This is a genomic window from Domibacillus sp. DTU_2020_1001157_1_SI_ALB_TIR_016 (assembly GCF_032341995.1).
Lineage (GTDB): Bacteria > Bacillota > Bacilli > Bacillales > Domibacillaceae > Domibacillus > Domibacillus indicus_A.
In genome coordinates this window covers 638977-661378 of record NZ_CP135439.1, presented here as the reverse complement: position 1 = coordinate 661378, position 22402 = coordinate 638977, and the positions used below count along the sequence as shown (strand labels likewise).

Sequence of the window (22402 nt, the reverse complement as noted above, 5' to 3'; positions counted from 1 at the left end):
CCAAAAAAAGCAGGAAGCCGCCGCTTCCTGCTTTTTTTATTTTCTTCTTAAAATGGTCGATTGCAAAATCATATTGACCAAAGCCATAATGATGGCGATCACAAGCGCGAGCCCGAAACTTTCAATTTCAAATGCGTAGCCCATAATGCTGTCTGTCATCAGAAGCGTAATAGCGTTAATGACAAATAAAAACAACCCAAGTGAAATCATCGTGATCGGCAATGTTAAGATCACAAGCACTGGCCGGACAATAAGATTTAACACGGATAATACCAGGCTGGCAATAACTGCATAGAGGAAACTATCCACATGCAGCCCTGGAAAATAGCCTGCCAATGCAACAAACAAAATGGCATTAATAAGCACGCCTGCTATCCAGCCCATTCTGAAAACTCCCTTGCTTCTTTAGTAATTAAATGCCATCCCCAAACGAATCCTCGTCCGAGCCTGGCGACGGTGTCTGGCGCAATGAAGACATCCGCAGTGTAATCGAGCCTGTTTTCGTTTCCGCATCAATCATGAGCTGACGGTCACCCATCACGTTTTCACTTTCAAACTTCAATGATTTTTGGATGCGCTCATCTTTTTCTGAAACATGGCCCATTCCAGTTTCCGGCAGCGTCAGCCGGCCTGCAGTTGTGCGAATCTCTCCTTTTACAGCAAGATCCTGTGGTACATAAAGTTCAATATTTCCCGTCATGGATTCAGCGCGGACCGCCTCGGCCTGATCTCTTTTCGCATCGTATAGCAGATTGCCATTAAACGTCTGCAAATCGGCAAACCGATAGGTTCCGACCATATGAATCGCACCGTTAAACGTATTAAGCTCTGCCCGTTCCCCTTCACAGTCAATCAGGCGGATCGGACCGTTCCCTGTTTCTGCTTCGATCACCGCAATATGGCTGTTTTTCAATTCTATTTTCCCGTTTCCGGAACGGACCTCAAGCTTCTCTGCTTCTACATCCCTCATATCAAATGCACCGTTAAATAGTTTTACCGAAACATCATCCAGTTCCTTTGAAGGAATAAAAAGCGTAATATCTGTTTTCATCAGCTTTAAGCCGACTGAAAGAGACAGTTTATCTTCGCGGGCATAAAAAATGCTGTTTTTCAAAAAGGACTGTTTTGCTTCTTCTTCTGTAGAAACGCCAAATACTTTCACATGGCATTCCGCTTTTACACCTTCGCCATCCCATGGACGGACTGTAACGGATCCATTCGCTGTCTCAAGCTTTAAACGGCGCGGCGTTACATTTTGCTCATGAAAAACATGTGTAAATTCAGTTCCTTTTCCGACAAACGGCATTTCTACATCTTTCAACCGTTTAACAGCTGACTGCATAAACTCGAATAACTTGTCTTTTGACTGAGTAACGGTTTCGGTTGTCGGGCGCTGGCCGGCCATTTTTTGACCGAACTTCTCTAGTTCTTCAAAAAGGCCGCCCAGGTTGAAGCCTTTCGAGCTCTCTTCCTCTTTTTCTGCAGAAGAACGCGTTTCTTTCTCGCTTGAGATGGCGCTGCCCTTCTCTAAGGCTTCAATCAATTTGACTGCTTCATCCGCTGAAATCACTCCGGATTCAACCATTTTTAATATGCGCAGTTTTTCTTCGCTCATCAATGTAAACCTCCCGTTTTTCGTTTCTATTCGTATATACGAACGCTCCATCAAAAGGTTTCATTTTATTCTGCTTTGACAGCCATACGCTCACGATCACGCTCTAAAATTTTCTTCAAATAGTGACCTGTATGTGATTCTTTCGTCGCGGCGATGTCTTCAGGCGTGCCGGATGCTACGATCGTTCCGCCTTTATCGCCTCCTTCAGGGCCAAGGTCAACAAGATAATCGGCCGCCTTAATCACATCAAGGTTGTGCTCAATGACCAGCACCGTATCACCATTATCAACGAGGCGCTGCAGCACTTGAAGAAGCCGGGCAATATCATCGGTATGCAGGCCGGTGGTCGGCTCATCCAAAATATAAAACGAGCGGCCGGTCGAGCGGCGGTGCAGCTCGGATGCCAATTTAACACGCTGCGCTTCCCCGCCGGACAAGGTAGTGGCCGGCTGTCCAAGCGTAATATAGCCGAGGCCGACATCTGCAATGGTTTGAAGCTTCCGGCTGATTTTCGGAATGTTTTCAAAGAACTCAAGCGCATCTTCAACGGTCATTTCAAGCACATCTGAGATGCTTTGGCCTTTGTATTTTACTTCAAGCGTTTCTCGGTTATACCGTTTGCCATGACATACTTCACACGGTACGTATACGTCCGGCAGAAAATGCATTTCAATTTTAATGATGCCGTCTCCCCGGCACGCTTCACAGCGGCCGCCTTTTACGTTAAAGCTGAAACGGCCTTTTTTGTAACCGCGTACCTTCGCTTCGTTTGTCTGTGCGAACACATCCCGAATGTCATCAAAAACACCCGTATAAGTGGCCGGGTTGGAGCGCGGCGTGCGGCCGATCGGCGACTGGTCAATATCAATGACTTTATCGAGCTGATCGATTCCTTTCACTTCTTTGTGGGCGCCTGGACGAGCTTTTGCCCGGTTCAGCTTTTGCGCCAGTGCTTTATAAAGGATCTCGTTAATGAGCGTACTTTTTCCAGAACCCGATACACCTGTTACAGCTGTAAATACGCCGAGCGGGAATTTCGCTTTTACATTTTTTAAATTGTTTTCTTTCGCACCAATGACTTCAACCCAGCGGCCATCCGGCTTACGCCGCTCTTCCGGAAGAGGGATGTATTTGTCGCCCGACAAATACTGGCCGGTGAGTGATTTTTCATTTTTCATTACTTCTTCCGGTGTGCCCGCCGCAATAACCGAACCACCGTGAACACCTGCGCCCGGACCGATATCGATCAAATAGTCGGCTGCAATCATAGTGTCTTCGTCATGCTCAACGACAATAAGGGTGTTGCCAATATCACGCATATTCTGCATGGTGCGAATCAAGCGGTCATTATCACGCTGATGAAGACCGATAGAAGGTTCGTCTAAAATGTACAGTACACCGGTCAGGCGTGAGCCAATTTGAGTGGCGAGCCGAATCCGCTGCGCTTCTCCACCGGAAAGTGTGCCGGCTGCACGGCTTAATGTTAAATAATCAAGGCCGACATCAATTAAAAATCCAAGCCGTTCGCAAATTTCCCGCAGCACAAGGCGGGCGATTTGCATTTCCTTTTCAGTCAGCTCAATATTTTTGAAAAAGTCAGCTGCTTCCTGAATGGAAAAAGCAGTCGTATCAGAAATAGTTAAGTCGTTAATTTTAACGGCCAGGCTTTCTTTTTTCAGCCGCTGCCCTTTACAAGTCGGGCACTTCGATTCACCCATATACTTTTCCATTTGTTCCCGGATATAATCCGAGCTTGTTTCTTTATAGCGGCGCTCTACATTGCTGAGTACACCTTCAAACACGATATGATTGTCCCGGATTTGCCCGAAGTCATTTTCATACCGAAAACGGATGCGGTCCTTTCCAGAACCATTCAAAAGTTTATCCTTATGCTCGTCTGGAAGGTCTTTCCACGCTGTATCCATATCAATCTTATAATGCGTACAAACCGCTTTTAAAAGCTGCGGATAATATTGAGAGCTGATCGGTTCCCATGGAGCAATCGCATTCTCGTTTAAAGACAGGTCTTTATCAGGAACCACTAAATCTGCATCTACTTTTTTCTTCATGCCAAGACCGTCACAGGATGGGCAGGCGCCGAATGGGCTGTTAAATGAAAACATACGTGGTTCCAGTTCCCCAACCGAAAACCCGCAATGCGGGCAGGCATGGTGCTCACTAAACAGCATTTCTTCTTTACCGATCACATCGACGATGACATTTCCTTCACCAAGGCGGAGAGCCGTTTCCATCGAATCTGCCAGACGCGCTTCTACACCTTCTTTTACGACGATCCGGTCAATAATAACTTCAATGGAATGCTTTTTGTTTTTTTCCAGTTCAATCTCTTCTTCTAAATCACGCATGTCTCCATTTACACGCACGCGGACATACCCTTGTCGTTTTATGTCTTCAAATACTTTCGCATGCGTGCCTTTACGGCCGGAGACAATCGGGGCGAGCACTTGAATTTTAGTTCGTTCCTCCAGCTCCATAACCCGGTCGACCATCTGGCCGATCGTCTGGGAAGTAATTTCAATACCATGGATCGGACAGATAGGCCGCCCAACCCGTGCATATAAAAGACGCAGGTAATCATAAATTTCTGTTACGGTTCCTACGGTCGAACGCGGATTGCGGCTCGTTGTTTTCTGATCGATGGAAATCGCCGGTGATAATCCCTCGATAGAGTCGACATCCGGTTTATCCATCTGCCCTAAAAACTGGCGGGCGTAGGCAGACAGTGATTCTACATAACGCCGCTGTCCTTCCGCATAAATGGTATCAAAGGCAAGCGATGATTTTCCTGATCCGGACAAGCCGGTTAATACGACCAGCTGGTCACGTGGAATGGTTATATCAATATTTTTTAGATTATGGGCACGTGCCCCTTTTACAGATATATGATCAATGGCCATGAGGGCACCTCTATTCTGATTTTAATTCAAACAATGCGTCACGAAGCTCGGCAGCACGCTCGAAATCGAGTGCTTTCGCTGCTTCTTTCATTTCCGCTTCTAAGCTCGCAATAAGTTTTTGTCTTTCCTGCTTTGAAATTTTTCGGCCGGTATTCTTTGAAGCGTATGTTTCGGTTTCCTCCGCTGCTTGTGTGGCACGTATCACATCGCGGATATCTTTTTGAATGGTCATTGGCGTAATGCCGTGCTTCTCATTGTACGCTTCTTGAATTTCACGGCGGCGTTTTGTTTCTTCGATCGCTTTTGTCATGGAATCTGTCATTTTATCAGCATACATAATGACTCTTCCTTCGGCATTACGCGCAGCCCGGCCAATGGTTTGAATAAGCGACCGTTCGGAGCGAAGGAACCCTTCTTTATCTGCATCGAGAATAGCCACTAGCGATACTTCCGGGATATCTAGTCCTTCCCGAAGCAAGTTGATTCCGACGAGAACATCATACTTGCCGAGGCGCAAATCGCGGATAATTTCAATTCGCTCAAGTGTTTTAATTTCCGAATGCAAATACTGCACTTTAATGCCGATTTCTTTCAAGTAATCCGTTAAGTCTTCCGACATTTTCTTTGTTAATGTTGTGATCAGTACGCGCTCGTCTTTTTCGATCCGTTCATTGATTTCGCCGAGCAGATCGTCAATCTGCCCTTCGATCGGCCGGACGTCAATGGTTGGGTCAAGCAGGCCAGTCGGGCGAATAATCTGCTGTGTCATTTCTGGCGTTTGCTCAAGCTCATATGGGCCTGGTGTTGCCGATACGTACACAATCTGGTTAATGTGCTCTTCAAATTCCGAAAAAGTAAGAGGCCGGTTATCCTTCGCGGATGGAAGGCGGAACCCATGGTCAACAAGCACCTGCTTGCGCGCCTGGTCGCCATTGTACATGCCGCGCACCTGCGGCAGCGTAACATGGGACTCATCAATGACCATTAAAAAGTCATCTGGAAAATAATCCAATAATGTATAAGGAGTTGAACCCGGCGGACGAAGTGTTAAATGGCGCGAATAGTTTTCAATTCCTGAGCAAAAGCCCATTTCGCGCATCATTTCCAGATCATAGCGGGTCCGCTGTTCTAAACGCTGCGCTTCTAAAAGCTTTTCCTCTGCCCGAAGCTCTGCCAGGCGCTCTTCCAGCTCCTGCTCAATGTTCCCGATGGCAATGTTCATTTTTTCTTCCCGCGTAACGAAGTGGCTGGCCGGGAAAATAGCGGCATGCTCGCGGTCACCCATAATTTCTCCGGTCAAAGCATCCACTTCGCGAATGCGGTCAATTTCATCTCCAAAAAATTCAACACGAATACACCGCTCGTCTCTTGAAGCCGGGAAAATTTCTACTACATCTCCACGAACCCGGAACGTTCCGCGCTTAAAATCAATGTCATTTCGTTCATATTGAATGTCAACAAGGCGCCTAAGCAAATCATTTCTCGGCACCTCCATGCCTGTGCGGAGCGAGATCACCATTTCTTTGTATTCTTCCGGTGAACCGAGGCCGTAAATGCACGACACAGACGCGATAACAATGACATCATCGCGTTCAAATAGGGCCGACGTTGCCGAGTGGCGCAGCTTATCAATTTCATCGTTAATACTGGCATCTTTTTCAATAAATGTATCCGTTTGCGGGACGTACGCCTCCGGCTGATAATAATCGTAGTAACTGACGAAGTATTCCACTGCGTTGTTTGGGAAAAATTCTTTAAACTCACTGTAAAGCTGGCCAGCAAGCGTTTTGTTATGGGCGATGACAAGCGTGGGCTTTTTCACTTCCTGAATCACATTTGAGACAGTAAATGTTTTCCCTGTACCTGTCGCGCCAAGCAGCGTTTGGTGTTTTTTGCCGCTGCGAATGCCTTCGACAAGTTCTACAATGGCTGCCGGCTGGTCGCCCTCTGGTTTATATTTAGAAACTAATTTAAATTCATGCGCCAACGCATTGTCCCCCTGTCTATATCCGTTCTTCTTTCTTTTATACTTCCCATTTTATCATGATCGAAACAAAAAAAGCCAACAAAAAGCACACACCTGTTCGGAATGCGTGTTTTTGCGGCGATAAAAAAACACCGAATCCATTTCGGTGTCAATTCAGCTTTACCTTCAGCCCTTTCATCATTCGGTTGGACAGCCAAAGGCCGGCTGTAATAGAAAAAGCGTCCATTACGATCAATTCCCACGTATGGGTATATCCTTTATAGGCAGATGCGGCAATCAGTGCGACTGTCAAAATAACGCCAAGAAACTGGTTGTATGTTACGCGTGAAAACAGTAAAACAAGCAAAGCCGGCATAAACATTGCCAGAATCAGCTTATCCACCATCATGCCCTCCTAAGTTTTTTCTTTTATCATACTGGATTTTTCTTTTTTCGGAAAGATTGGATTTTATTATGACCGGTTAATAATGCGCTCTGTTAAATCCCGAAGCTCACTGTGCGGCATAAATTTCTCAGCCAGCATATCCGGCATGATATGGTCGATAAAATACTGCACACAATGAAGATCTTGAAATTTTAAAATCGTGTTGAGCGCTTCTTCGTAAATTTCAAAGAAAAGCGGGTCTGGATTTCGTTTTAAAATTTCTCCATACGCTTCATACAGCAAATCCACTTTATCGGCTACTGACAAAATGCGTCCTTCAAGCGTGCTGTCTTTCCCTTCTTTTAAACGCCTAAAATAGGCTTCGTGGAACTCCGGCGGAAATTCCGCTTCAATAAAGCGGCGTGCCATTTTTTCTTCTACCTGCGAAAACAGCTCTTTTAATTCTGTTGTCGCATACTTTACCGGCGTTTTAATATCTCCGGTAAACAACTCTGCATAATCATGGTTGAGTGCTTTTTCATATAAAGACCGCCAGTCCACTGTTGCGCCTTTCATTTCCTCGACTGTGCCTAAAAATTGAGCAATTTTTGTAACCTTGAATGAATGAGCCGCCACATTATGGGTTTGAAATTTAAACTTCCCCGGCAGGCGGTATAAATGCTCAAGATCTGACAGTGTTTTAAAGTATGTATGTACCCCCATGACATCCACTCCTTTTCTAATGAAGAAACCTGTTCATTTTCTGTAAGGTATGATGACTATTGTAACGGCAAATAAACAGAAAAAAAAGAAAAATCCACTCTGTTATGGAACAACAGATGGATTTTTGTATTGAATCCGATTACATTCTCCGAAAAAGTTACTCTTCTACTTTACTTAAACAGCGTTCACATTCCGTATGGTACGACTCATGCTGCTCTGTTATCTGTGCCCCGCACTGGCAGCACTCTTTCCCTGGGATATTACGGTAAAATTCTAACGGCATCATGTTTATGTCCCCCTTCTGATTTTTGGTTGATGTGTTGCTGTACGTTTATTGTATTATAACAGATATAATAAGTCAACATGTGTTATATAATAAATTCGTTTTTGAGATAAAAAAACCGCCCTTCGAAAAGGGCGTTTAATCAGAAAACACAGAGTCATCCAGATATTCTTTTTCTTCGGGCGCAAACAGCAGGCCAAGCTCATGGTGTTCATTTTCATAAATAGAGCCTTGCGTAAATCGAACCTGCCCGTTTGTGCCAATCACTTCAAGCTTGCAATAAGCAGCATTTTTCTGCAGCGCTTTATAAAATTCTGTTTCTGTCCCTACCGGTATCCCGTTGACTTTTGTGATAATTTCACCAATCATCAGTCCCATCTTTCGAGCAGGTGCTCCCGGCAGAACACCCACTACCATGATTCCTTTCGGCTGGGTTGTAAAAAAGTACGGACGGTGCTTTTCATAGCTGAAATGACGGCGGGTAATCGCTATACGTGCAATAGCCGCAAATAAAACAGCGCCCGCGGACAGCTGCCATACCCAATAAGACCCTGCCGCAATAAGCAATGCCAGAGCACCGGCCCGAATAACACTTTTACCCGTCGCCTGTACGGCCAGCGCTGGAAGTGTACTGCGCACAGTCATCGAAAAGCCGACTAGAAACGGAAATAAGATCAGGTAGTAATGCTCGGCGCCAATCGGGATCACCGGCCACCAATCCGCAAATGATTCAAGCGGGCGGACTCCTGGAACCGGGAGAAATACTGGAACAAGCCAAAGGCGCCGCGCCAGATGAACCGCCGTTTTCTGTCCGCGCTTACTCATCTCCAGGCGCGGCGACGTTCCCTGATAACCGCGCTTATGAATAAGCACCCCTTCGGCTATTACCAGAAGTGCCGTGATAAGGGCTAGAATAGATAAAATGCTTTCTATTTTCAAAGGTTCATAGGAAATAAATGAATATCCCGCGTAATCGGCCAGAACAAATACAGCATAAGCGGCTGTTAAGGTCCAGGCAGGCGACAGCAGAAAAAAGCCGCCAATACTGAAGATAATAAACAGCGCTGCCATAAAGCTGAGCAGGTCAGCCGGTAAAGCCAGGCCAAGACCAAGAGAAATAATAGACAGCACGAGACCTACTGCCAGGCTCGATGGCAAAATAAACCGGATTTCTTGATATATATCATATACGCGTGTGCCGAAGTCCTTGCGTTCACGCGTGACGCGAAACATGCCGACTACAAAAGCCAGAACAAATGAAAAATAAAAGACAGGGTGAAGCAATAATCTTCCTGCAGCCGTAATAAGCTGCATGAGCCAGTCCAAAGCCATAAAAGTCCCTCCAGAGCGTTGCACAAAAGTCTTTCTCTCTATTATTGTATCAGAAAGCTTCTGCAATCGTTAACAGACTTATGGCGCTTTTTCATCAAGCTTCGCTGAGCGCCTTTTTAAACTGACCGATAATGTCTTCTGCTTCTTCAATACCAATTGAAATACGAACGGTTTTCTCAGAAACACCGACGGCTGCTTTTTCTTCTGCATTAAGTGAACGGTGGGAAGTGCCAAATGGCCATGAAACGGACGTTTCTACACCGGCAAGCGACGGAACAATCCCGATCCAGCCAAGTGAGCGGAAGAAAGCAAATTCGTCTGTATCTTTCGCCAGGTCAATCGTAACGATCGCTCCATTCCCCTGCTCAGATACGCCTTTTGGATAAAAAACTTTTTCTACTTTTGCATGAGTACGGAGCCAGTCTGCCACTTTCTCTGCATTGGCAGACTGGCGCTCCATCCGCAGGCCAAGCGTTTTGGCTCCTCGGCATGCGAGCCATGATTCAAACGGGCTTAAGTTCATGCCAATGTTCACAACACGGCTTCTCGCTGCTTGTATGTATTCTTCCTTTCCAACTACAACACCTGCTGACACGTCACTGTGTCCACCGATATATTTTGTCGCTGAGTGAACAACGAGATCCGCACCTAACTCGTAAGGCTTGATTAAAAACGGAGTGGCAAACGTATTATCTACCATTAAAACAAGTTCTTTTTTCTTGGCAAGAGCCGATACTTCTGCTATATTCTCAACACGCAAAAATGGGTTTGTAATTGATTCTGTATACAGCATAACCGTTTCCGGGCGTATGGCCGCTTCCACAGCTGACAAGTCTTCAAAATCTACAAACGAAGTTCCAATGCCCATACGCGACAGCTCTTCTTTCATCGTATAAAACGTGCCGCCGTATACATCCTGTGCTGCAACGATATGATCGCCGCTTTTGGCTACAGCCAGAACTGCAGCTGTAATCGCCCCAAGGCCGGATGACGCTGCTACTCCCTCTGGTGCTCCTTCAAGACGTGCTGTAATATTGGCCAGTTCATCTGCATTGGGATTGCCGACACGTGTATACAGATAAGGGGATTCCCCATTATAATAGCCTTCCATTTCTTCCAAACTGTTAAATGCAAACACAGATGTCTGGTAAATCGGTGTCACTTTGCTTTGAATATTTTTCGGCAGCTTTTCGCCATGTAATGCTTTTGTGTTAAAAGAATCCATTGTTGTCCACTCCTTTTCATCTGTCCATTATATTCCGAAAATTGCACAAAAACAATCCGCCCTAACATGAGCGGATTAGCGGATTAACTCTTTCATCATCGGTTCATCCATCGGACCCACGATTTTTTGAGATACCGTGCCTTCTTCATCGAGCACGTATGTAGTAGGGATTGTATACACATCATACTCCTCTGTCACTGCACCGCTTTCGTCGAGCAGCACAGGAAACGTGATATCGTATTGATGGGCAAAATCCTTCGCTTTAGACGCACTTTCTTCTATATTAACCGCTAGAATCTCAACATTGTCCGCCTTTTCCTCATAAAAGGCCTGCATGTGAGGCATTTCGTCTTTGCACGGCGGGCACCATGTTGCCCAGAAATTCAAAAACACTTTCTTCCCTTTGTAATCTGACAGCTTCACCTTTTCCCCATCTATTGTTTCCAAATGGAAATCTGGTGCTTTCTCTCCGATCGCAATACCGTTTTTATCGTTTGTCACGGCCATACCTTTTTCACCGATATCCGTTACGTCTTTACGATCTTCATACAACTGAAAGCTGGCCAGCCCTATTAAAAGAATCAGCAGTACGATGCCTAGCCATTTCTTGCGCATATGCGTCTCCTCCAGCAGGTTATGATGATTCCTCACTCCTTCCATCATATCATATGACCGCTTTCCTCCACTTATCTGCAAACAGTAGAAAAACAAAAAAAGCCGCTATAAAGCGGCTTTCCTTCATTAAAATCCCCAGCCAACATATGCTGCGCCCACGATAATAAGTAGAATAAACAATACGACTACAAGCGCGAATCCGCTGCCGTACCCGTTTTCTTTGTATTCGCCCATGTTTCTCCACCTCCCTGTCCGTTACACTTACAGCGTATGCACAAAGGAAGAAGCCGGAAGGGCAAGCCGCCTAGATAAAGAAAAAAGTGCTCGCCCCCTCCTGCTTTTGGGCAGGGAAGACAAGCACTTTTTCTTACAGGTCAATATATTGAGCCGGGTCAACAGCGTTTTCTTTACCTAATGTCCAAGGACCTTTATGAATTTCAAAATGAAGATGCTGTCCGTAAGAACGGCCTGTGTTACCCATGTAGCCAATCACCTGGCCTTTTGATACGCTGCCGCCTTGTACAACACGCTCAGACATATGAGCATAAACGGTCGTATATACTTGTCCATTAATAGAATGCGAGATAAAAACCGCATTTCCATACGAATCTGAATAATAAGAACGGCTCACTACACCATCTGCAGCGGCTACGATCGGCACACTTTCGCTGTTCGCAATATCTATGCCTTTATGATCGCCAAGTGAACGAATACCGAACCCTGATGTAAAGGTTCCCTCGGCCGGGCGCATAAACATGCCGCCTGTATCAGCTGGAGTAGCGTTTGAACGAGCCTCCTGCTTTGGCTCAGCTGCTGAAGCTGACTGCTGTTCTTGAGCAGCCGGGGCTGATGAAGAAGCAGAGGCCGCTTTTGAAGCAGCTGCTTTTGCTGCCGCAGCGGCAGCGGCTTCCTGCTTAGCTTTCTTTTTCGCCGCTTCTTCTGCTAAACGTTTCTGCTCAGCAATACGGGCTTGTTCCGCTTTGATGGCTGCTTGAATCGAAGCTTCCTGCGCGCTTAGCAGGCTTTGTTCTTCTTCAAGGCTGAGCTTTTGCTCATGCGCTTCATGCTCATCCGCGACAAGGCCTTTCATCACTTCATTTTTCGCTGCACGCTGTTTTTCCAGCTTAGCTTTCATTGTTTGCAAGTCTGCCAGCATATCTTCCAAGCTTGCAAGCTCTTCTTTTACTTTTTGTTCATTGGCCTCAAGCTGTTTTTTGTCCCGTTCCTGCTCCTGCAAAATCTCTTTATCTGCATTTACAAGCGCCGTAACGGCTGTTGCACGGCTGACAAAATCACTGAAGCTTTCTGCTCCAAGCAGTACTTCTATGTAGCTGGCCGATCCGCCGCTTTGCTGAATCGAGCGGGCGCGGTCTTCTAATACTTTTGTACGCTCGGCAATACGAATCTTTAACTCTTCGATTTCCGCTCTTAAGCGTTCAATTTCTGCTTTTGTATCGGCAATTTCCTGCTCTTTCGCCCGGATCTTTGACTCGGAATCTGTAATCGCCCCATCCAGCTTACGGATTTCCGCATTTACACTGTCCTGCTCCTGCTGAAGATTGGAAATGGCTTCCTCTTTTTTATTGATATTTTGTTCAAGACCGGATTTTTGTGACTGAATTTGCTGCTGGCGCTTTTGCAAATCAGATAAGCTTTCTGCTGAAGCGCCTCCCGTAAAACTGAATCCAATGGACGCTGCCACCGCAAGCGCCACGTACGATTTTCTTTTCAACGAATTGACCCCTCTCATCCCTGTATGCTTGTTTTATATTTTCAAAAATCGTCTGACAGAAAGGAAGCTGCCCCATATTCCGATAAACACAGCCATCACCAGCATGAGTGCTGTGACCGGCAGTACAAGTGGAAGATAGTCGATAAATTCTACCAGCTGCGCTGCAAGTTTTGCAGAAAGGGCCTGCTCCACATAATAGTATCCAACTGCAATCGCTGCGATCGGAAGAATAGAGCCAAGCAGTCCGATCCACAGTCCTTCTAACAGAAACGGCCAGCGGATAAACCAGTTTGTCGCTCCAACGAGTTTCATAATCTCAATTTCTTTCCGACGGGCAAAAATAGTAATTTTAATTGTATTGGAGATTAAAAACATCGCAGTAAACAGAAGGCCTGCTACGAGGACAGCCCCGACATTGCGCGCTGTTTTCATAAAGCTGAACAGGTTTTTCACTTCTTCTTCTCCATACACCGCTTTTTCTGTTTGGGCGAACTGCTCAATTTTCCGTGCCACGTCCGGTGTATCCTGCGGACGCGCTGTTTTCACAATATAAACGTCATACAGCGGATTGCTTTGTTCAAAGAGCGCATAATCATTGCCCATATCTTTAATCAAGTTTTGCAGTTCCTGCTCCTTGGACGAATATGCAATACTTTCAACTTCTGGCAGACTGCTAATCTGTTTCTTTAATTGCTCTTTTTCAGCTTCTGTCGTATCAAGCTTTATATGAACACGAACTTCTACATCATTTTCAATATCCGTTCCCGCTTTGTTTAAATTCAGCATAATCACTAGAAAAATGCCGGTTAACAAAAGCGTCACTGTGACCGCTGAAACAGCGGCAAACGTCATCCAGCCGTTCCGCCGGAGATTCTTAAAGCTTTCCCTGAAATGGCGGCGCAAGGTTCTAGGCTTCATACCCATAATCACCCCGCTGTTCATCACGGACAATCCGTCCGTTTTCAATCGCAATAACCCGGCGCCGAAGCGTATTGACGATATCTTTATTGTGCGTCGCCATCACGATCGTCGTGCCGCGTTCGTTAATTCTGTCAAAAAGGCGCATAATGTCCCAGGATGTGTCCGGATCAAGATTCCCGGTTGGCTCATCCGCGATAACCACCTTCGGATTGTTGACGATCGAACGGGCAACGGCCACCCGCTGCTGTTCCCCGCCGGACAATTCGGTCGGCAGCATGCGCGCTTTATGCTTCAGCCCGACCAAATCCAATACTTCCAGCACTCTCTTTCGGATTACTGCGGGTTCTTCTTCAATGACTTCAAGTGCAAAGGCCACATTTTCGTATACAGTGAGAAGCGGCAAAAGCTTAAAATCCTGAAAGACAACGCCGACTTTGCGGCGCAGCGCAGGCACCGACCGCCTCTTTAGGGTGGCGGTGTTCATCCCGCCGACCGTTACGATTCCGCCGGTCGGCTTTTCTTCACGATAGATTAATTTAATAAACGTCGATTTTCCGGCACCGCTCGGACCGACAATGTAAACAAATTCACCTTGCTTAATTGTGACGTCAACGCTTGACAGCGCTGTGACCCCATTTGGGTATTTTTTCGTCACGCCTTTCATGTCAATCATTTCATCACCTGGTTTCGTTAATTCGGGCGGCTTATATACCCGCTCCGCCTGTCCACAAAACATTATAGCACTGTTTGTTTTGTCACAATGAAAAGAATATGTTACAGATTCTTTTCATTTTGTAACATTTTTCGACACAAAAGCGCACTAAAAAAAGCGCTTATTGAATAAGCGCATTTGGTGTCTGAAAGATAATGGGATGGAATTGTGTATATTAAAAGACGGCCCCGGTTCTTTCAATTTTTACTTTTGTTTCCACTTTTATATCCATATCGGGATATACTTCTCCCCAGTCGAGCTTTTTAAAGGCGTCTGGATCTTTCGCTATAATTCTTCGTCCAATACCTAATGTGTCCGAATTGGCCTCCTGCATTTTTTGGACCGTTTGCTGAAACAGCTTTTCCGCTTCTTCTGTCAGCTGCTGGTTTAAGCTTTTCACCACCTTTTCTTTTTCTAAGTGATCCGGAGGATACTCGATTACCTGTACCTCCATATCTACAGACACGGTTGCCGTTGGGTTTCCATTTTTCGGCACATTCACTTTCAGCTTTGCTTTTGAATCTATAACCATGACCGAGATATCTTCCCCTCCCTCTACACGGAATGTAAGAGGCAGCTCCTGCTGTGCCTGATTTACCATGATTAAAAATGATGAGGTTTCTTTCGCTGTCAGCTCTCCGCTCATCGATCGCCCGTTAAATAGCGCGCTTCCATTTATCTCAGCTGCCCTCTGCTCTTCATTATAGGAAATAAGAGGAATCAAACCATCGCTTCCCTCGTCTAAAAGAAGGTTACAGGCCAGCTGCATATTTGTGACGGGAATAGCTGATTCCTGTTCAGCTGTTTCAATTAACTTAAAAAAATAATCGCTGTAAAGCGTCTGTCCCTTGAAATCCTTCTGAAAAAATTCATCCGCCCGCCCATCTACCACTAAAAGTTTGGCGTTTAAGGGGCTCACAGGGTTACGGAAGTAGGCATCCAGAAGAGAATATAAATCATTTTGCGCACTTTCTTTGCCGACCATTAATACACTTAATTTGGAGATGTCGAGTGCACCGTCAATGCCGCGGTCCATCTTATACGCCACGTCCCGAACCGTCTGCCCTTTTTCTGACATGATTAAGCTTTGCGCAGCCTGCATGGTCTGGCCTTCGGTTCCGCCCCCTCCACTGGTGGTCCCTTGATTTTCCTGGGGAATTTCGACCGTCAGCGTCAGATTGTTTTCTTCTTCCCTGTCGATGCCTACGCCAAATATTAAATTCAGATCTTTAATTGATTTTTGATCCCAGCATCCCGCTAAAAGCAGAGAAAGAGGAATGATGGTCCACCATTTTCTCATCCTGTACCCTCCCGTTTTCTTCTGATAATAGCCACAAGGAGTAAAAACAACGGAATAACAAATAGAAAAACAGTGGTAGCTGTTCCAATGATTCTGCCGAGGGTTTTGATGGCCTCTGCATTACTCGTATAAACAGCCAGCGGTACAATTAATGCGCCTAAAACGTAAATAGACTTCTTATGGTGCTTTGCATTCACGACTTTAGCGGCACCCATTCCTGCTACATATAGGTAGCTCATAAAAGTAGTAATAGAAACAACAGCCCAAAGAGAAAGAAAAATAAGATCCAGCCGTTCTACAATGCCGAGCTCAATCGATTTAATCATATACAGAACCGGCTCGGGTACATGTGTTAACTTGGTGGTACTAAAGTAGGCAAATGCACAAAGCGCCAGCAATGTATAAATAACCGTAACAACCAGGCTTGCTCCTGCAGCAGCCTGCCATTTTTTCTTGTTTTCCGCTTGCGTAAATGGAAAAAGCCAAAGCAGAACCTCAATGCCGTTTAAGGCAAAAAGAGCTTGCTGGGAGCCTGATAAAATGGCTTTGAAACCGGAAGAACCAATCGGAAACAAATAGTACACGTTTAAGTAATTCCACATTAAAAGAAAGACCAGGAGCACACCGATAAGCAAAAAAGACATCAATACGTGAAACCGTGCAATCACGCGCACATCTTCCTGAACCAAATAAATGGTCAGGGCTGTGATAATGACCGCAAAAACAACGGACGGTGTACGAGGAAATGCCCAGTCTGCTGTAATGGAAAGAAAAACTGCTAAGACTTGGCTGGCGACCATGAAAAAAAAGAGCGTATAAAGGGTGACAATAATGATACTAAAAACGCGGCCAATAAGGAGCGGCGAAAAATCAGCCAATGTCTTTTCAGGGAAACGACAAGCCAATAGCCATATCACAAAAATACCTATTTGTATGAAAAGACCGGCCAGCAAAACCGACAGCCAGCCATCTTTTCCGGCAGCTTGGTGAACTTCATATGGAAGAGTTAAGATTCCTACTCCTACCTGGGTTTGCAGCAGGAAAAAAAAGAGCTGCCAGGTCGAAATGCTCGCTCCTCTTTTCACTTTTCCACCCACTGTCTTCCTTTTTTCTGTCTTTTCAGCGTCTGCGGTTTGCTGTCATATGGCCGCTTTCCTAATTTCCACCACGTTTTCCTTATAAAAACATCCTTTAAATCCTTTACTCGAAGTGGCGCAAGCGGTGAAAAATACGGCATACCGAGAGAGGTCATCTTGCACAAATGAATTAAGAGGATCATAAGCGCAAACACAATACCGAAGAATCCAAACAGGGAGGCCGACATCATAAAAGGAAACCTGAGAAGGCGAATGGCTGTGTTCATTTCGATTGAAGGAACCACATAAGAAGAAATGGCGGTCAAGGCTACAATAATGATTGTAAAGTTCGAGACGAGCCCTGCACTTACGACCGCATCCCCTATCACAAGACCACCGACAATCCCGATTGTCTGTCCAATCGGCGTCGGCAGCCGAATCCCCGCTTCCCGGATTAATTCAATGGTCAGCTCCATAAACAGAGCTTCTATTAAAGCTGGATACGGGACCTGTTCCACGGAGCCCTTTAGCTGCAAAACTAAGTCCCTCGGCACGATTTCCGAGTGAAAGCTGACGACTGAGATATAGAAAGCCGGCAGAAGAATCGCAAAGAAAAAGGAAAACAAGCGGATCATTCGATAAAAAGAACCGGCAAGCGACCGTGACGTATAATCATCCGGCGATTGGTAAAAGGAAAAAAAGGAAACGGGCCCAATCAAGCAGGTTGGACCGCCGTTTATGAAAACGGCAATACGGCCTTCCAGCAAATTGCCCGCGACCCGGTCCGGCCTTTCCGTATTCAGCAGCTGCGGAAAAGGGGACAGCGTGGAATCTTCAATCAATTCTTCGATTTGTCCTGAATTGTAAATGAGCTCTGCATCAATGGCTTCCAGCCTTTTCTTCATTCTCTGGACAAGTTCTGGATTGGCAATGTCTTTCTCATACATAATCGCCAGTAAATGATTGGCTCTGTTGCCTATTTCCAGATATTCAACCACCAGCCCTTTACTTTCAATCCGTTTGCGGACCAAGAAAATATTAACTGAAATATCTTCAACAAAGCCGTCATGAGGACCGCGCACCACTTTTTCATTCATTGGCTCCTCAATGGCGCGCCCTGCATCTCTTTCTGTTCTGCAAAGCAGACAAGCTGGATTACCTTCTATAAATAGCAGGGTCTTCCCTCTTAATAACCCTTTTAATGCATCATTATGATCTGCCGCTTCTTCATACTCGATCACCGTTAAGGCCGCTTCCGGCTTTTTTGAACCATTTTCTTTTAATGGCTGAAGAACATGATTTTCAACTTTGACCGCTTCAACCATCGTTTCCATATAGATAACGATTCCCTGTACCTTACCGTAAGAAAATGTTCTTTGTTTTATATCACTTGATTCAGTCAGTGCTGTGATTGCGGCTGCATTTTCGGATGCTGATTTTCCAAATACACCGCCTTTATCCTGCCGCCAAAATGGCATAATGCCACGCCCCTTTTTTCAGTAGGATGAGGCAAAACCAGTATTTTATGCATAAAAAAGAACCAGCATATGCCGGTTCCGCATTTTAGTGTTATTTTTTTTCAGCCAGCCAGGCAGCCACTGCTTCCGCCTCTTCGCCTTCTACTACATTTTTCGGCATCTGCCCCTGTCCGTTTTCAATCACGTTTAAAATTTCTTCTTTGCTCATCTTCGCTCCAATATTGCTCAGCTCCGGCCCAAATGCGCCTTCAAGATTTTCGCCGTGGCAGCTTAAGCAGCTTTGCGTATACACTTCTTCACCGGCCGAAGCTGTTGTTTCACCTGTTCCTTCATCTGTGGACGGTGTTTGTTCTTCTGTTTCTTCGACCGCTGCATCTTCTCCGCCGCCGCATGCAGCCAGTGCCAGAGATGAGCCAAGCATCAATGTCAGCAGTGACTTTTTCCATTTCATTTGCTGTTCCCCCTTCTCTCGATAAAAACTCACCGTAAGTATACCAAACTCGGCAGCCTATGACGAAAAAGCAGGTTGCATTCCCGGCTTTTCATCAAGGCAAGCGTGTATATATACCGGGGTTTTCTTACAGTTACGTCATTGGAGGAACTTGAAGGCGGTCGTCAAACAAATCAACGGTCAGCTGACCAGTTGAATCCACTTGCCCAAGAAAAACGTTATCAACGGTTACTCCCTGCTTCTGGAGCTCTTCATGAAGCCATCCTCTATTTAACCGGAGAGCGGCAAGCGACTCGTCAAGAATACGGCCATCCATGATAACAGTCTGCGGTTCTTTTTCCGGACGGACCGAAAGTCCCAGCATCGCAGGTGTTAACGGCTGGTTTTCTTTTTTTAGCAAGACACTTAAATCCCCTGATGCTTCTAATACCGCAAACTCTACATCTGCGGCTTGAAACACATTTTTTTGCCGCAGAAGTTCGGAAAGCTCATCAATGGTGTACCGTTCTTTTCTTAAATTTTCTTCCAGTATTTTTCCTTCTTTAATAAAAACGACACCTTTTCCCTCCACAAAACTGCGGAACTTCCGGCTCTTCAATGAAATATAACCCGTTAAAAATGGAATCACGGTAAACACAGCAAGACCAACCACTCCGTGGACCACATCCCGTTCCAGCCCCATAATGACTTCCCCGCCAATACTTCCGATGGTGATACCTGCTACATATTCAAAGAAAGACAGCTGGGCCAGCTGCTTTTTCCCCAAAATTTTTGTGATAAGAAACAACACTACTGTAAACAGTACGGCGCGAAAGGTAACATCTAACCAATCCGGCATGGCTGTACCTCCTTTTTCGCCATTCTTAATACGTCTCTAACCGTTTTTGTATATCGTCTGCTGCTTCCCTGACAGCCAGGATCGCATCATACAGCTCCTCTTTGGAATCTTCCCGCTTTGACAGCATGATAAGTGTTGAAAGGCTTGACTGGATGCTTCTTAAGCTGGCCAGGCATTGATCCATTTCACTTGTTACTTTCATTCCCCTTCAGCCTCAATCGATACGGCGTGGGCAATACATGGAATGGACTCACCCTGCTGGTACGTAAGCGGCGATAAAAGGGCGCCGGTTGCCACAACGAGCATTCGGTTGATTTTTCCTTTTCTCATCTCGTTCAATAAATGGCCGTACGCGACTACAGCTGAACAGCCCGGGCCGCTGCCGCCTGAATAAACCGGCTGGCTTTCATTGTAAATCATAATGCCGCAGTCTTTATACTGCTCTTCCTTAACAGGCGTGCCATTTTTCTTGAATAAGTCCATGGAAACAGAATGGCCGATTCGGCCCAAATCACCGGTTACAATTAAGTCGTAATACGAAGGATCAACGCCGCGGTCCTTTAAATGCGCTTCAATGGTATCGACTGCGGCCGGAGCCATCGCACCGCCCATATTAAACGGATCGGTCAGGCCCATATCGATCACTTTGCCGATCGTTGCAGAAGTCACCCTCGGGCCGCTTCCTTCATTTCCTAAAAGTGCCGCTCCCGCTCCCGTTATGGTCCATTGAGACGTCGGCGGCTTTTGACCGCCATATTCCGTTGGATAGCGGAACTGTTTTTCAACAGCCGCATTATGGCTTGAAGCACCGGCGATCACATAATTCGCACCGCCTGCATTGATAATCATTGCGCCCAGCGCCAGTCCTTCCATCGAAGTGGCACAGGCGCTGAACAAGCCAAGATACGGTGCGCCAATCGACCGGCTCGCCAGGCTTGTCGGCGTGATCTGGTTAATTAAGTCGCCGCCTAAAATATATTGCACCTGCTCTTTATGGCGTCTTCCTTTTGCCAGTGCGGTTTCACACGCCTGCTCAAACAGGAGCCGGTGGGCTTTTTCATAAGAATCTTCCCCAAGCCATAAATCCTCGTGCAGCATGTCAAAATCATCCGCCAGTGGGCCTTTTCCTTCAAACGGACCGCCTATGGTTCCTGTTGCTACAATCACCGGTTTTTGGTCAAACACCCACGTGCGCTGCCCCATCTGCATCACAAACCACCCCATTGAATCAATAAAATTTTAATAGTGGCGACGATAAAAGCTGAAAACACCCCAAATAAAATAACCGATCCTGCCAGCTTAAACATATTGCCGCCGACCCCAAGCACAAATCCTTCTGAACGGTGCTCGATGGCAGCTGAAATCACCGCGTTGCCAAATCCGGTCAGCGGTACAGCAGAGCCGGCTCCCGCAAATTGAGCGATCCTGTCATAAACGCCAAACCCGGTCAGGAGCATGGCGATAAAAATCATCGTGCCGGCTGTCGGGTTCCCGGCTGTCTGCTCCGTAAAGTTAAAAAAGAAAATATAAAAGTATTGAATGGCCTGGCCGACTACACAAATAAGACCGCCGACTAAAAAAGCACGCAGGCAGTTTTGCGCAACCGGACGTTTTGCTTCCCGCTTTTTCTGCAGCTTTTGATACGCTGTCTGTTCTTGTGTTAAATTTTTTTGTTTTGCCATGTTGTCACGTCCTTCTCTGTTGCTGTCACATTTTTTTGCTTGAACATAGATAGCGTGACAAAAAAAAGCCATATTTATTCATCCAAGAAGTAACAGGACAAACGGAGAGAAAGTTGGGGCACGATATAGCTGTAAAGAAACGGAGGGGTGTAAATGTCAAAGTGGAGCCGGCTGCCGATGGCATGCCTCATCCTTTATTTTTTAAGCGCCATGCCTGTTTCCGCGGAACAGCGCGTTACGGAGGAAAGAGCAGCATATTACGAAAAAATGGAGCGGCAGACGCTGCTGCCGTGGTATTATTTAGCCGCTGTTGACCAATTCGAGCGGAATATTCAAGTAGTCCGCGATGACCTGCCTGACCGAACCGGCACAATCAGCATTCATTTTCCGCGCAGCACCTGGGCTGGACGGCTGAACCCGCTGAAAAAAACAACGACACCCGCTGTGATTTCTTTTTTTAGCGGCCGCGGGCTTGATGGCGATCAGGACGGAAAAGCCGATCCAAATGATCCAGATGATGTGTTGTTTACAATGGCGACCCTGTTAACGAAAAACGGCTATCTGGAATCGGATATTAAAAAAGCATTGAAGGATTATTATAAAAAAGACGCATCAGTGAAACAGATCATGACGATTGCCGCTTTGTACCGCCACTTCGATACAATTGAGCTGGATGGCCATGCTTTCCCTCTTCCTTTAGGGTATAACTACAGCTACCGCAGCACGTGGGGGGACAAACGCGGCTGGGGCGGGCGCCGGATGCATGAAGGAACTGATTTGTTTGCTTCTTATGGTGTCCCTGTGCGGGCTACCACATACGGGATCATTGAAATAAAAGGATGGAATGAATACGGCGGCTGGCGGGTCGGCATCCGAGATGTCCATAATGTGTACCATTATTTTGCCCATCTGTCCGGCTTTGAAAAAGGAATAAAAGAAGGCATGATTGTTAAACCAGGCACGGTTGTCGGTTACGTCGGCAGCTCCGGCTATGGTAAGCCAGGCACAGCCGGCAAGTTTCCGCCTCATCTTCATTACGGGATGTACAAATATAACGGCCGGATGGAATGGGCATTTGACCCGTACCCGTCTCTTTCCCACTGGGAACAGGCGGAAAAAGCTGAGAAAAAGTCGAATTAACAAAAAAACC

The 22402-nt window shown here is 46.1% G+C and carries 22 protein-coding genes and 1 pseudogene; 1 reads left to right on the top strand and 22 read right to left on the bottom strand.

All coding sequences use genetic code 11. The features are described from left to right. Positions 1 to 36: 36 nt before the first annotated feature. The 22 genes and pseudogenes from RRU94_RS11120 to spoVAC form a co-directional block, all read right to left on the bottom strand. Positions 37 to 384, bottom strand: a complete 348-nt coding sequence (locus RRU94_RS11120) for a phage holin family protein (protein ID WP_251270038.1) — start codon at positions 382 to 384, stop codon at positions 37 to 39. Between the two features lie 28 nt (positions 385 to 412). Then, the gene (locus RRU94_RS11115) at positions 413 to 1615 is read right to left on the bottom strand and encodes a DUF4097 family beta strand repeat-containing protein (RefSeq protein WP_315694339.1); all 1203 of its coding nucleotides are present in this window, start codon (positions 1613 to 1615) and stop codon (positions 413 to 415) included. Positions 1616 to 1680: 65 nt separating this feature from the next. Further along, positions 1681 to 4533 carry an excinuclease ABC subunit UvrA gene (gene uvrA / locus RRU94_RS11110; RefSeq protein WP_315694337.1) on the bottom strand — a complete coding sequence of 951 codons (2853 nt, stop codon included), beginning with the start codon at positions 4531 to 4533 and terminating at the stop codon, positions 1681 to 1683. A 10-nt stretch (positions 4534 to 4543) separates the two neighbouring features. After that, entirely contained in the window at positions 4544 to 6520 is a 1977-nt protein-coding gene (gene uvrB, locus RRU94_RS11105) for an excinuclease ABC subunit UvrB (RefSeq protein ID WP_315694336.1), read from the bottom strand. 148 nt (positions 6521 to 6668) lie between these two features. After that, positions 6669 to 6905: a CsbA family protein gene (locus tag RRU94_RS11100; protein WP_315694334.1), complete on the bottom strand. Its 237-nt coding sequence runs from the start codon at positions 6903 to 6905 to the stop codon at positions 6669 to 6671. 66 nt (positions 6906 to 6971) lie between these two features. Then, complete coding sequence (locus RRU94_RS11095; protein ID WP_315694332.1) at positions 6972 to 7607, bottom strand: YfbR-like 5'-deoxynucleotidase; 636 nt, start codon at positions 7605 to 7607, stop codon at positions 6972 to 6974. A gap of 157 nt (positions 7608 to 7764) precedes the next feature. Beyond that, on the bottom strand, positions 7765 to 7893 hold the full coding sequence (yhfH, locus tag RRU94_RS11090) for a protein YhfH (RefSeq protein WP_242231866.1): 129 nt from the start codon (positions 7891 to 7893) through the stop codon (positions 7765 to 7767). Positions 7894 to 8028: 135 nt separating this feature from the next. Then, entirely contained in the window at positions 8029 to 9222 is a 1194-nt protein-coding gene (locus tag RRU94_RS11085; protein ID WP_315694331.1) for a PDZ domain-containing protein, read from the bottom strand. 94 nt (positions 9223 to 9316) lie between these two features. Then, positions 9317 to 10447 (bottom strand): trans-sulfuration enzyme family protein, encoded by a 1131-nt coding sequence (locus RRU94_RS11080; protein WP_315694330.1) that lies wholly within the window; start codon positions 10445 to 10447, stop codon positions 9317 to 9319. 75 nt (positions 10448 to 10522) lie between these two features. Beyond that, positions 10523 to 11062 carry a redoxin domain-containing protein gene (locus RRU94_RS11075; RefSeq protein ID WP_315694329.1) on the bottom strand — a complete coding sequence of 180 codons (540 nt, stop codon included), beginning with the start codon at positions 11060 to 11062 and terminating at the stop codon, positions 10523 to 10525. A 126-nt stretch (positions 11063 to 11188) separates the two neighbouring features. Continuing rightward, positions 11189 to 11296 carry a YjcZ family sporulation protein gene (locus tag RRU94_RS11070; protein ID WP_242231870.1) on the bottom strand — a complete coding sequence of 36 codons (108 nt, stop codon included), beginning with the start codon at positions 11294 to 11296 and terminating at the stop codon, positions 11189 to 11191. Positions 11297 to 11429: 133 nt separating this feature from the next. Continuing rightward, positions 11430 to 12794: a murein hydrolase activator EnvC family protein gene (locus tag RRU94_RS11065; protein WP_315694328.1), complete on the bottom strand. Its 1365-nt coding sequence runs from the start codon at positions 12792 to 12794 to the stop codon at positions 11430 to 11432. A gap of 33 nt (positions 12795 to 12827) precedes the next feature. Beyond that, positions 12828 to 13712 (bottom strand): permease-like cell division protein FtsX, encoded by an 885-nt coding sequence (ftsX, locus tag RRU94_RS11060; protein ID WP_315694327.1) that lies wholly within the window; start codon positions 13710 to 13712, stop codon positions 12828 to 12830. Next, positions 13702 to 14388 carry a cell division ATP-binding protein FtsE gene (gene ftsE, locus RRU94_RS11055; RefSeq protein ID WP_315694326.1) on the bottom strand — a complete coding sequence of 229 codons (687 nt, stop codon included), beginning with the start codon at positions 14386 to 14388 and terminating at the stop codon, positions 13702 to 13704. Before ftsE ends, ftsX begins: the two co-directional genes overlap by 11 nt. Positions 14389 to 14602: 214 nt before the next feature. After that, a complete protein-coding gene (locus tag RRU94_RS11050) occupies positions 14603 to 15727 on the bottom strand; it encodes a Ger(x)C family spore germination protein (RefSeq protein ID WP_315694324.1) in 1125 nt (374 codons plus the stop codon). Then, the gene (locus RRU94_RS11045; protein ID WP_315694322.1) at positions 15724 to 16824 is read right to left on the bottom strand and encodes a GerAB/ArcD/ProY family transporter; all 1101 of its coding nucleotides are present in this window, start codon (positions 16822 to 16824) and stop codon (positions 15724 to 15726) included. The genes RRU94_RS11050 and RRU94_RS11045 overlap by 4 nt, the downstream gene beginning before the upstream one ends. Then, a complete protein-coding gene (locus RRU94_RS11040; protein ID WP_315694321.1) occupies positions 16809 to 18281 on the bottom strand; it encodes a spore germination protein in 1473 nt (490 codons plus the stop codon). The genes RRU94_RS11045 and RRU94_RS11040 overlap by 16 nt, the downstream gene beginning before the upstream one ends. A 91-nt stretch (positions 18282 to 18372) precedes the next feature. Further along, entirely contained in the window at positions 18373 to 18732 is a 360-nt protein-coding gene (gene cccB / locus RRU94_RS11035) for a cytochrome c551 (protein WP_315694320.1), read from the bottom strand. Between the two features lie 142 nt (positions 18733 to 18874). After that, a pseudogene (locus tag RRU94_RS11030) lies at positions 18875 to 19570 on the bottom strand (DUF421 domain-containing protein); the annotation flags it as partial. Positions 19571 to 19595: 25 nt separating this feature from the next. Then, positions 19596 to 19772: a hypothetical protein gene (locus tag RRU94_RS11025; RefSeq protein WP_315694319.1), complete on the bottom strand. Its 177-nt coding sequence runs from the start codon at positions 19770 to 19772 to the stop codon at positions 19596 to 19598. Further along, positions 19769 to 20779 (bottom strand): stage V sporulation protein AD, encoded by a 1011-nt coding sequence (gene spoVAD, locus RRU94_RS11020; RefSeq protein WP_315694318.1) that lies wholly within the window; start codon positions 20777 to 20779, stop codon positions 19769 to 19771. Before spoVAD ends, RRU94_RS11025 begins: the two co-directional genes overlap by 4 nt. Next, positions 20779 to 21252 carry a stage V sporulation protein AC gene (gene spoVAC / locus RRU94_RS11015; RefSeq protein ID WP_315694316.1) on the bottom strand — a complete coding sequence of 158 codons (474 nt, stop codon included), beginning with the start codon at positions 21250 to 21252 and terminating at the stop codon, positions 20779 to 20781. The genes spoVAD and spoVAC overlap by 1 nt, the downstream gene beginning before the upstream one ends. Positions 21253 to 21405: 153 nt before the next feature. Between spoVAC and RRU94_RS11010 the strand changes: the two genes are divergently transcribed. Beyond that, complete coding sequence (locus RRU94_RS11010) at positions 21406 to 22392, top strand: M23 family metallopeptidase (RefSeq protein WP_315694314.1); 987 nt, start codon at positions 21406 to 21408, stop codon at positions 22390 to 22392. Positions 22393 to 22402 lie beyond the last annotated feature (10 nt).

Bases quoted from the DNA above. Each gene is read 5' to 3' on its own strand.
- RRU94_RS11120 (WP_251270038.1), bottom strand. From the start codon at position 384: ATGGGCTGGATAGCAGGCGTGCTTATTAATGCCATTTTGTTTGTTGCA.
- RRU94_RS11115 (WP_315694339.1), bottom strand. From the start codon at position 1,615: ATGAGCGAAGAAAAACTGCGCATATTAAAAATGGTTGAATCCGGAGTG.
- uvrA (WP_315694337.1), bottom strand. From the start codon at position 4,533: ATGGCCATTGATCATATATCTGTAAAAGGGGCACGTGCCCATAATCTA.
- RRU94_RS11100 (WP_315694334.1), bottom strand. From the start codon at position 6,905: ATGGTGGATAAGCTGATTCTGGCAATGTTTATGCCGGCTTTGCTTGTT.
- RRU94_RS11095 (WP_315694332.1), bottom strand. From the start codon at position 7,607: ATGGGGGTACATACATACTTTAAAACACTGTCAGATCTTGAGCATTTA.
- yhfH (WP_242231866.1), bottom strand. From the start codon at position 7,893: ATGATGCCGTTAGAATTTTACCGTAATATCCCAGGGAAAGAGTGCTGC.
- RRU94_RS11085 (WP_315694331.1), bottom strand. From the start codon at position 9,222: ATGGCTTTGGACTGGCTCATGCAGCTTATTACGGCTGCAGGAAGATTA.
- RRU94_RS11080 (WP_315694330.1), bottom strand. From the start codon at position 10,447: ATGGATTCTTTTAACACAAAAGCATTACATGGCGAAAAGCTGCCGAAA.
- RRU94_RS11075 (WP_315694329.1), bottom strand. From the start codon at position 11,062: ATGCGCAAGAAATGGCTAGGCATCGTACTGCTGATTCTTTTAATAGGG.
- RRU94_RS11070 (WP_242231870.1), bottom strand. From the start codon at position 11,296: ATGGGCGAATACAAAGAAAACGGGTACGGCAGCGGATTCGCGCTTGTA.
- ftsX (WP_315694327.1), bottom strand. From the start codon at position 13,712: ATGAAGCCTAGAACCTTGCGCCGCCATTTCAGGGAAAGCTTTAAGAAT.
- ftsE (WP_315694326.1), bottom strand. From the start codon at position 14,388: ATGATTGACATGAAAGGCGTGACGAAAAAATACCCAAATGGGGTCACA.
- RRU94_RS11050 (WP_315694324.1), bottom strand. From the start codon at position 15,727: ATGAGAAAATGGTGGACCATCATTCCTCTTTCTCTGCTTTTAGCGGGA.
- RRU94_RS11040 (WP_315694321.1), bottom strand. From the start codon at position 18,281: ATGCCATTTTGGCGGCAGGATAAAGGCGGTGTATTTGGAAAATCAGCA.
- cccB (WP_315694320.1), bottom strand. From the start codon at position 18,732: ATGAAATGGAAAAAGTCACTGCTGACATTGATGCTTGGCTCATCTCTG.
- RRU94_RS11025 (WP_315694319.1), bottom strand. From the start codon at position 19,772: ATGAAAGTAACAAGTGAAATGGATCAATGCCTGGCCAGCTTAAGAAGC.
- spoVAD (WP_315694318.1), bottom strand. From the start codon at position 20,779: ATGCAGATGGGGCAGCGCACGTGGGTGTTTGACCAAAAACCGGTGATT.
- spoVAC (WP_315694316.1), bottom strand. From the start codon at position 21,252: ATGGCAAAACAAAAAAATTTAACACAAGAACAGACAGCGTATCAAAAG.
- RRU94_RS11010 (WP_315694314.1), top strand. From the start codon at position 21,406: ATGTCAAAGTGGAGCCGGCTGCCGATGGCATGCCTCATCCTTTATTTT.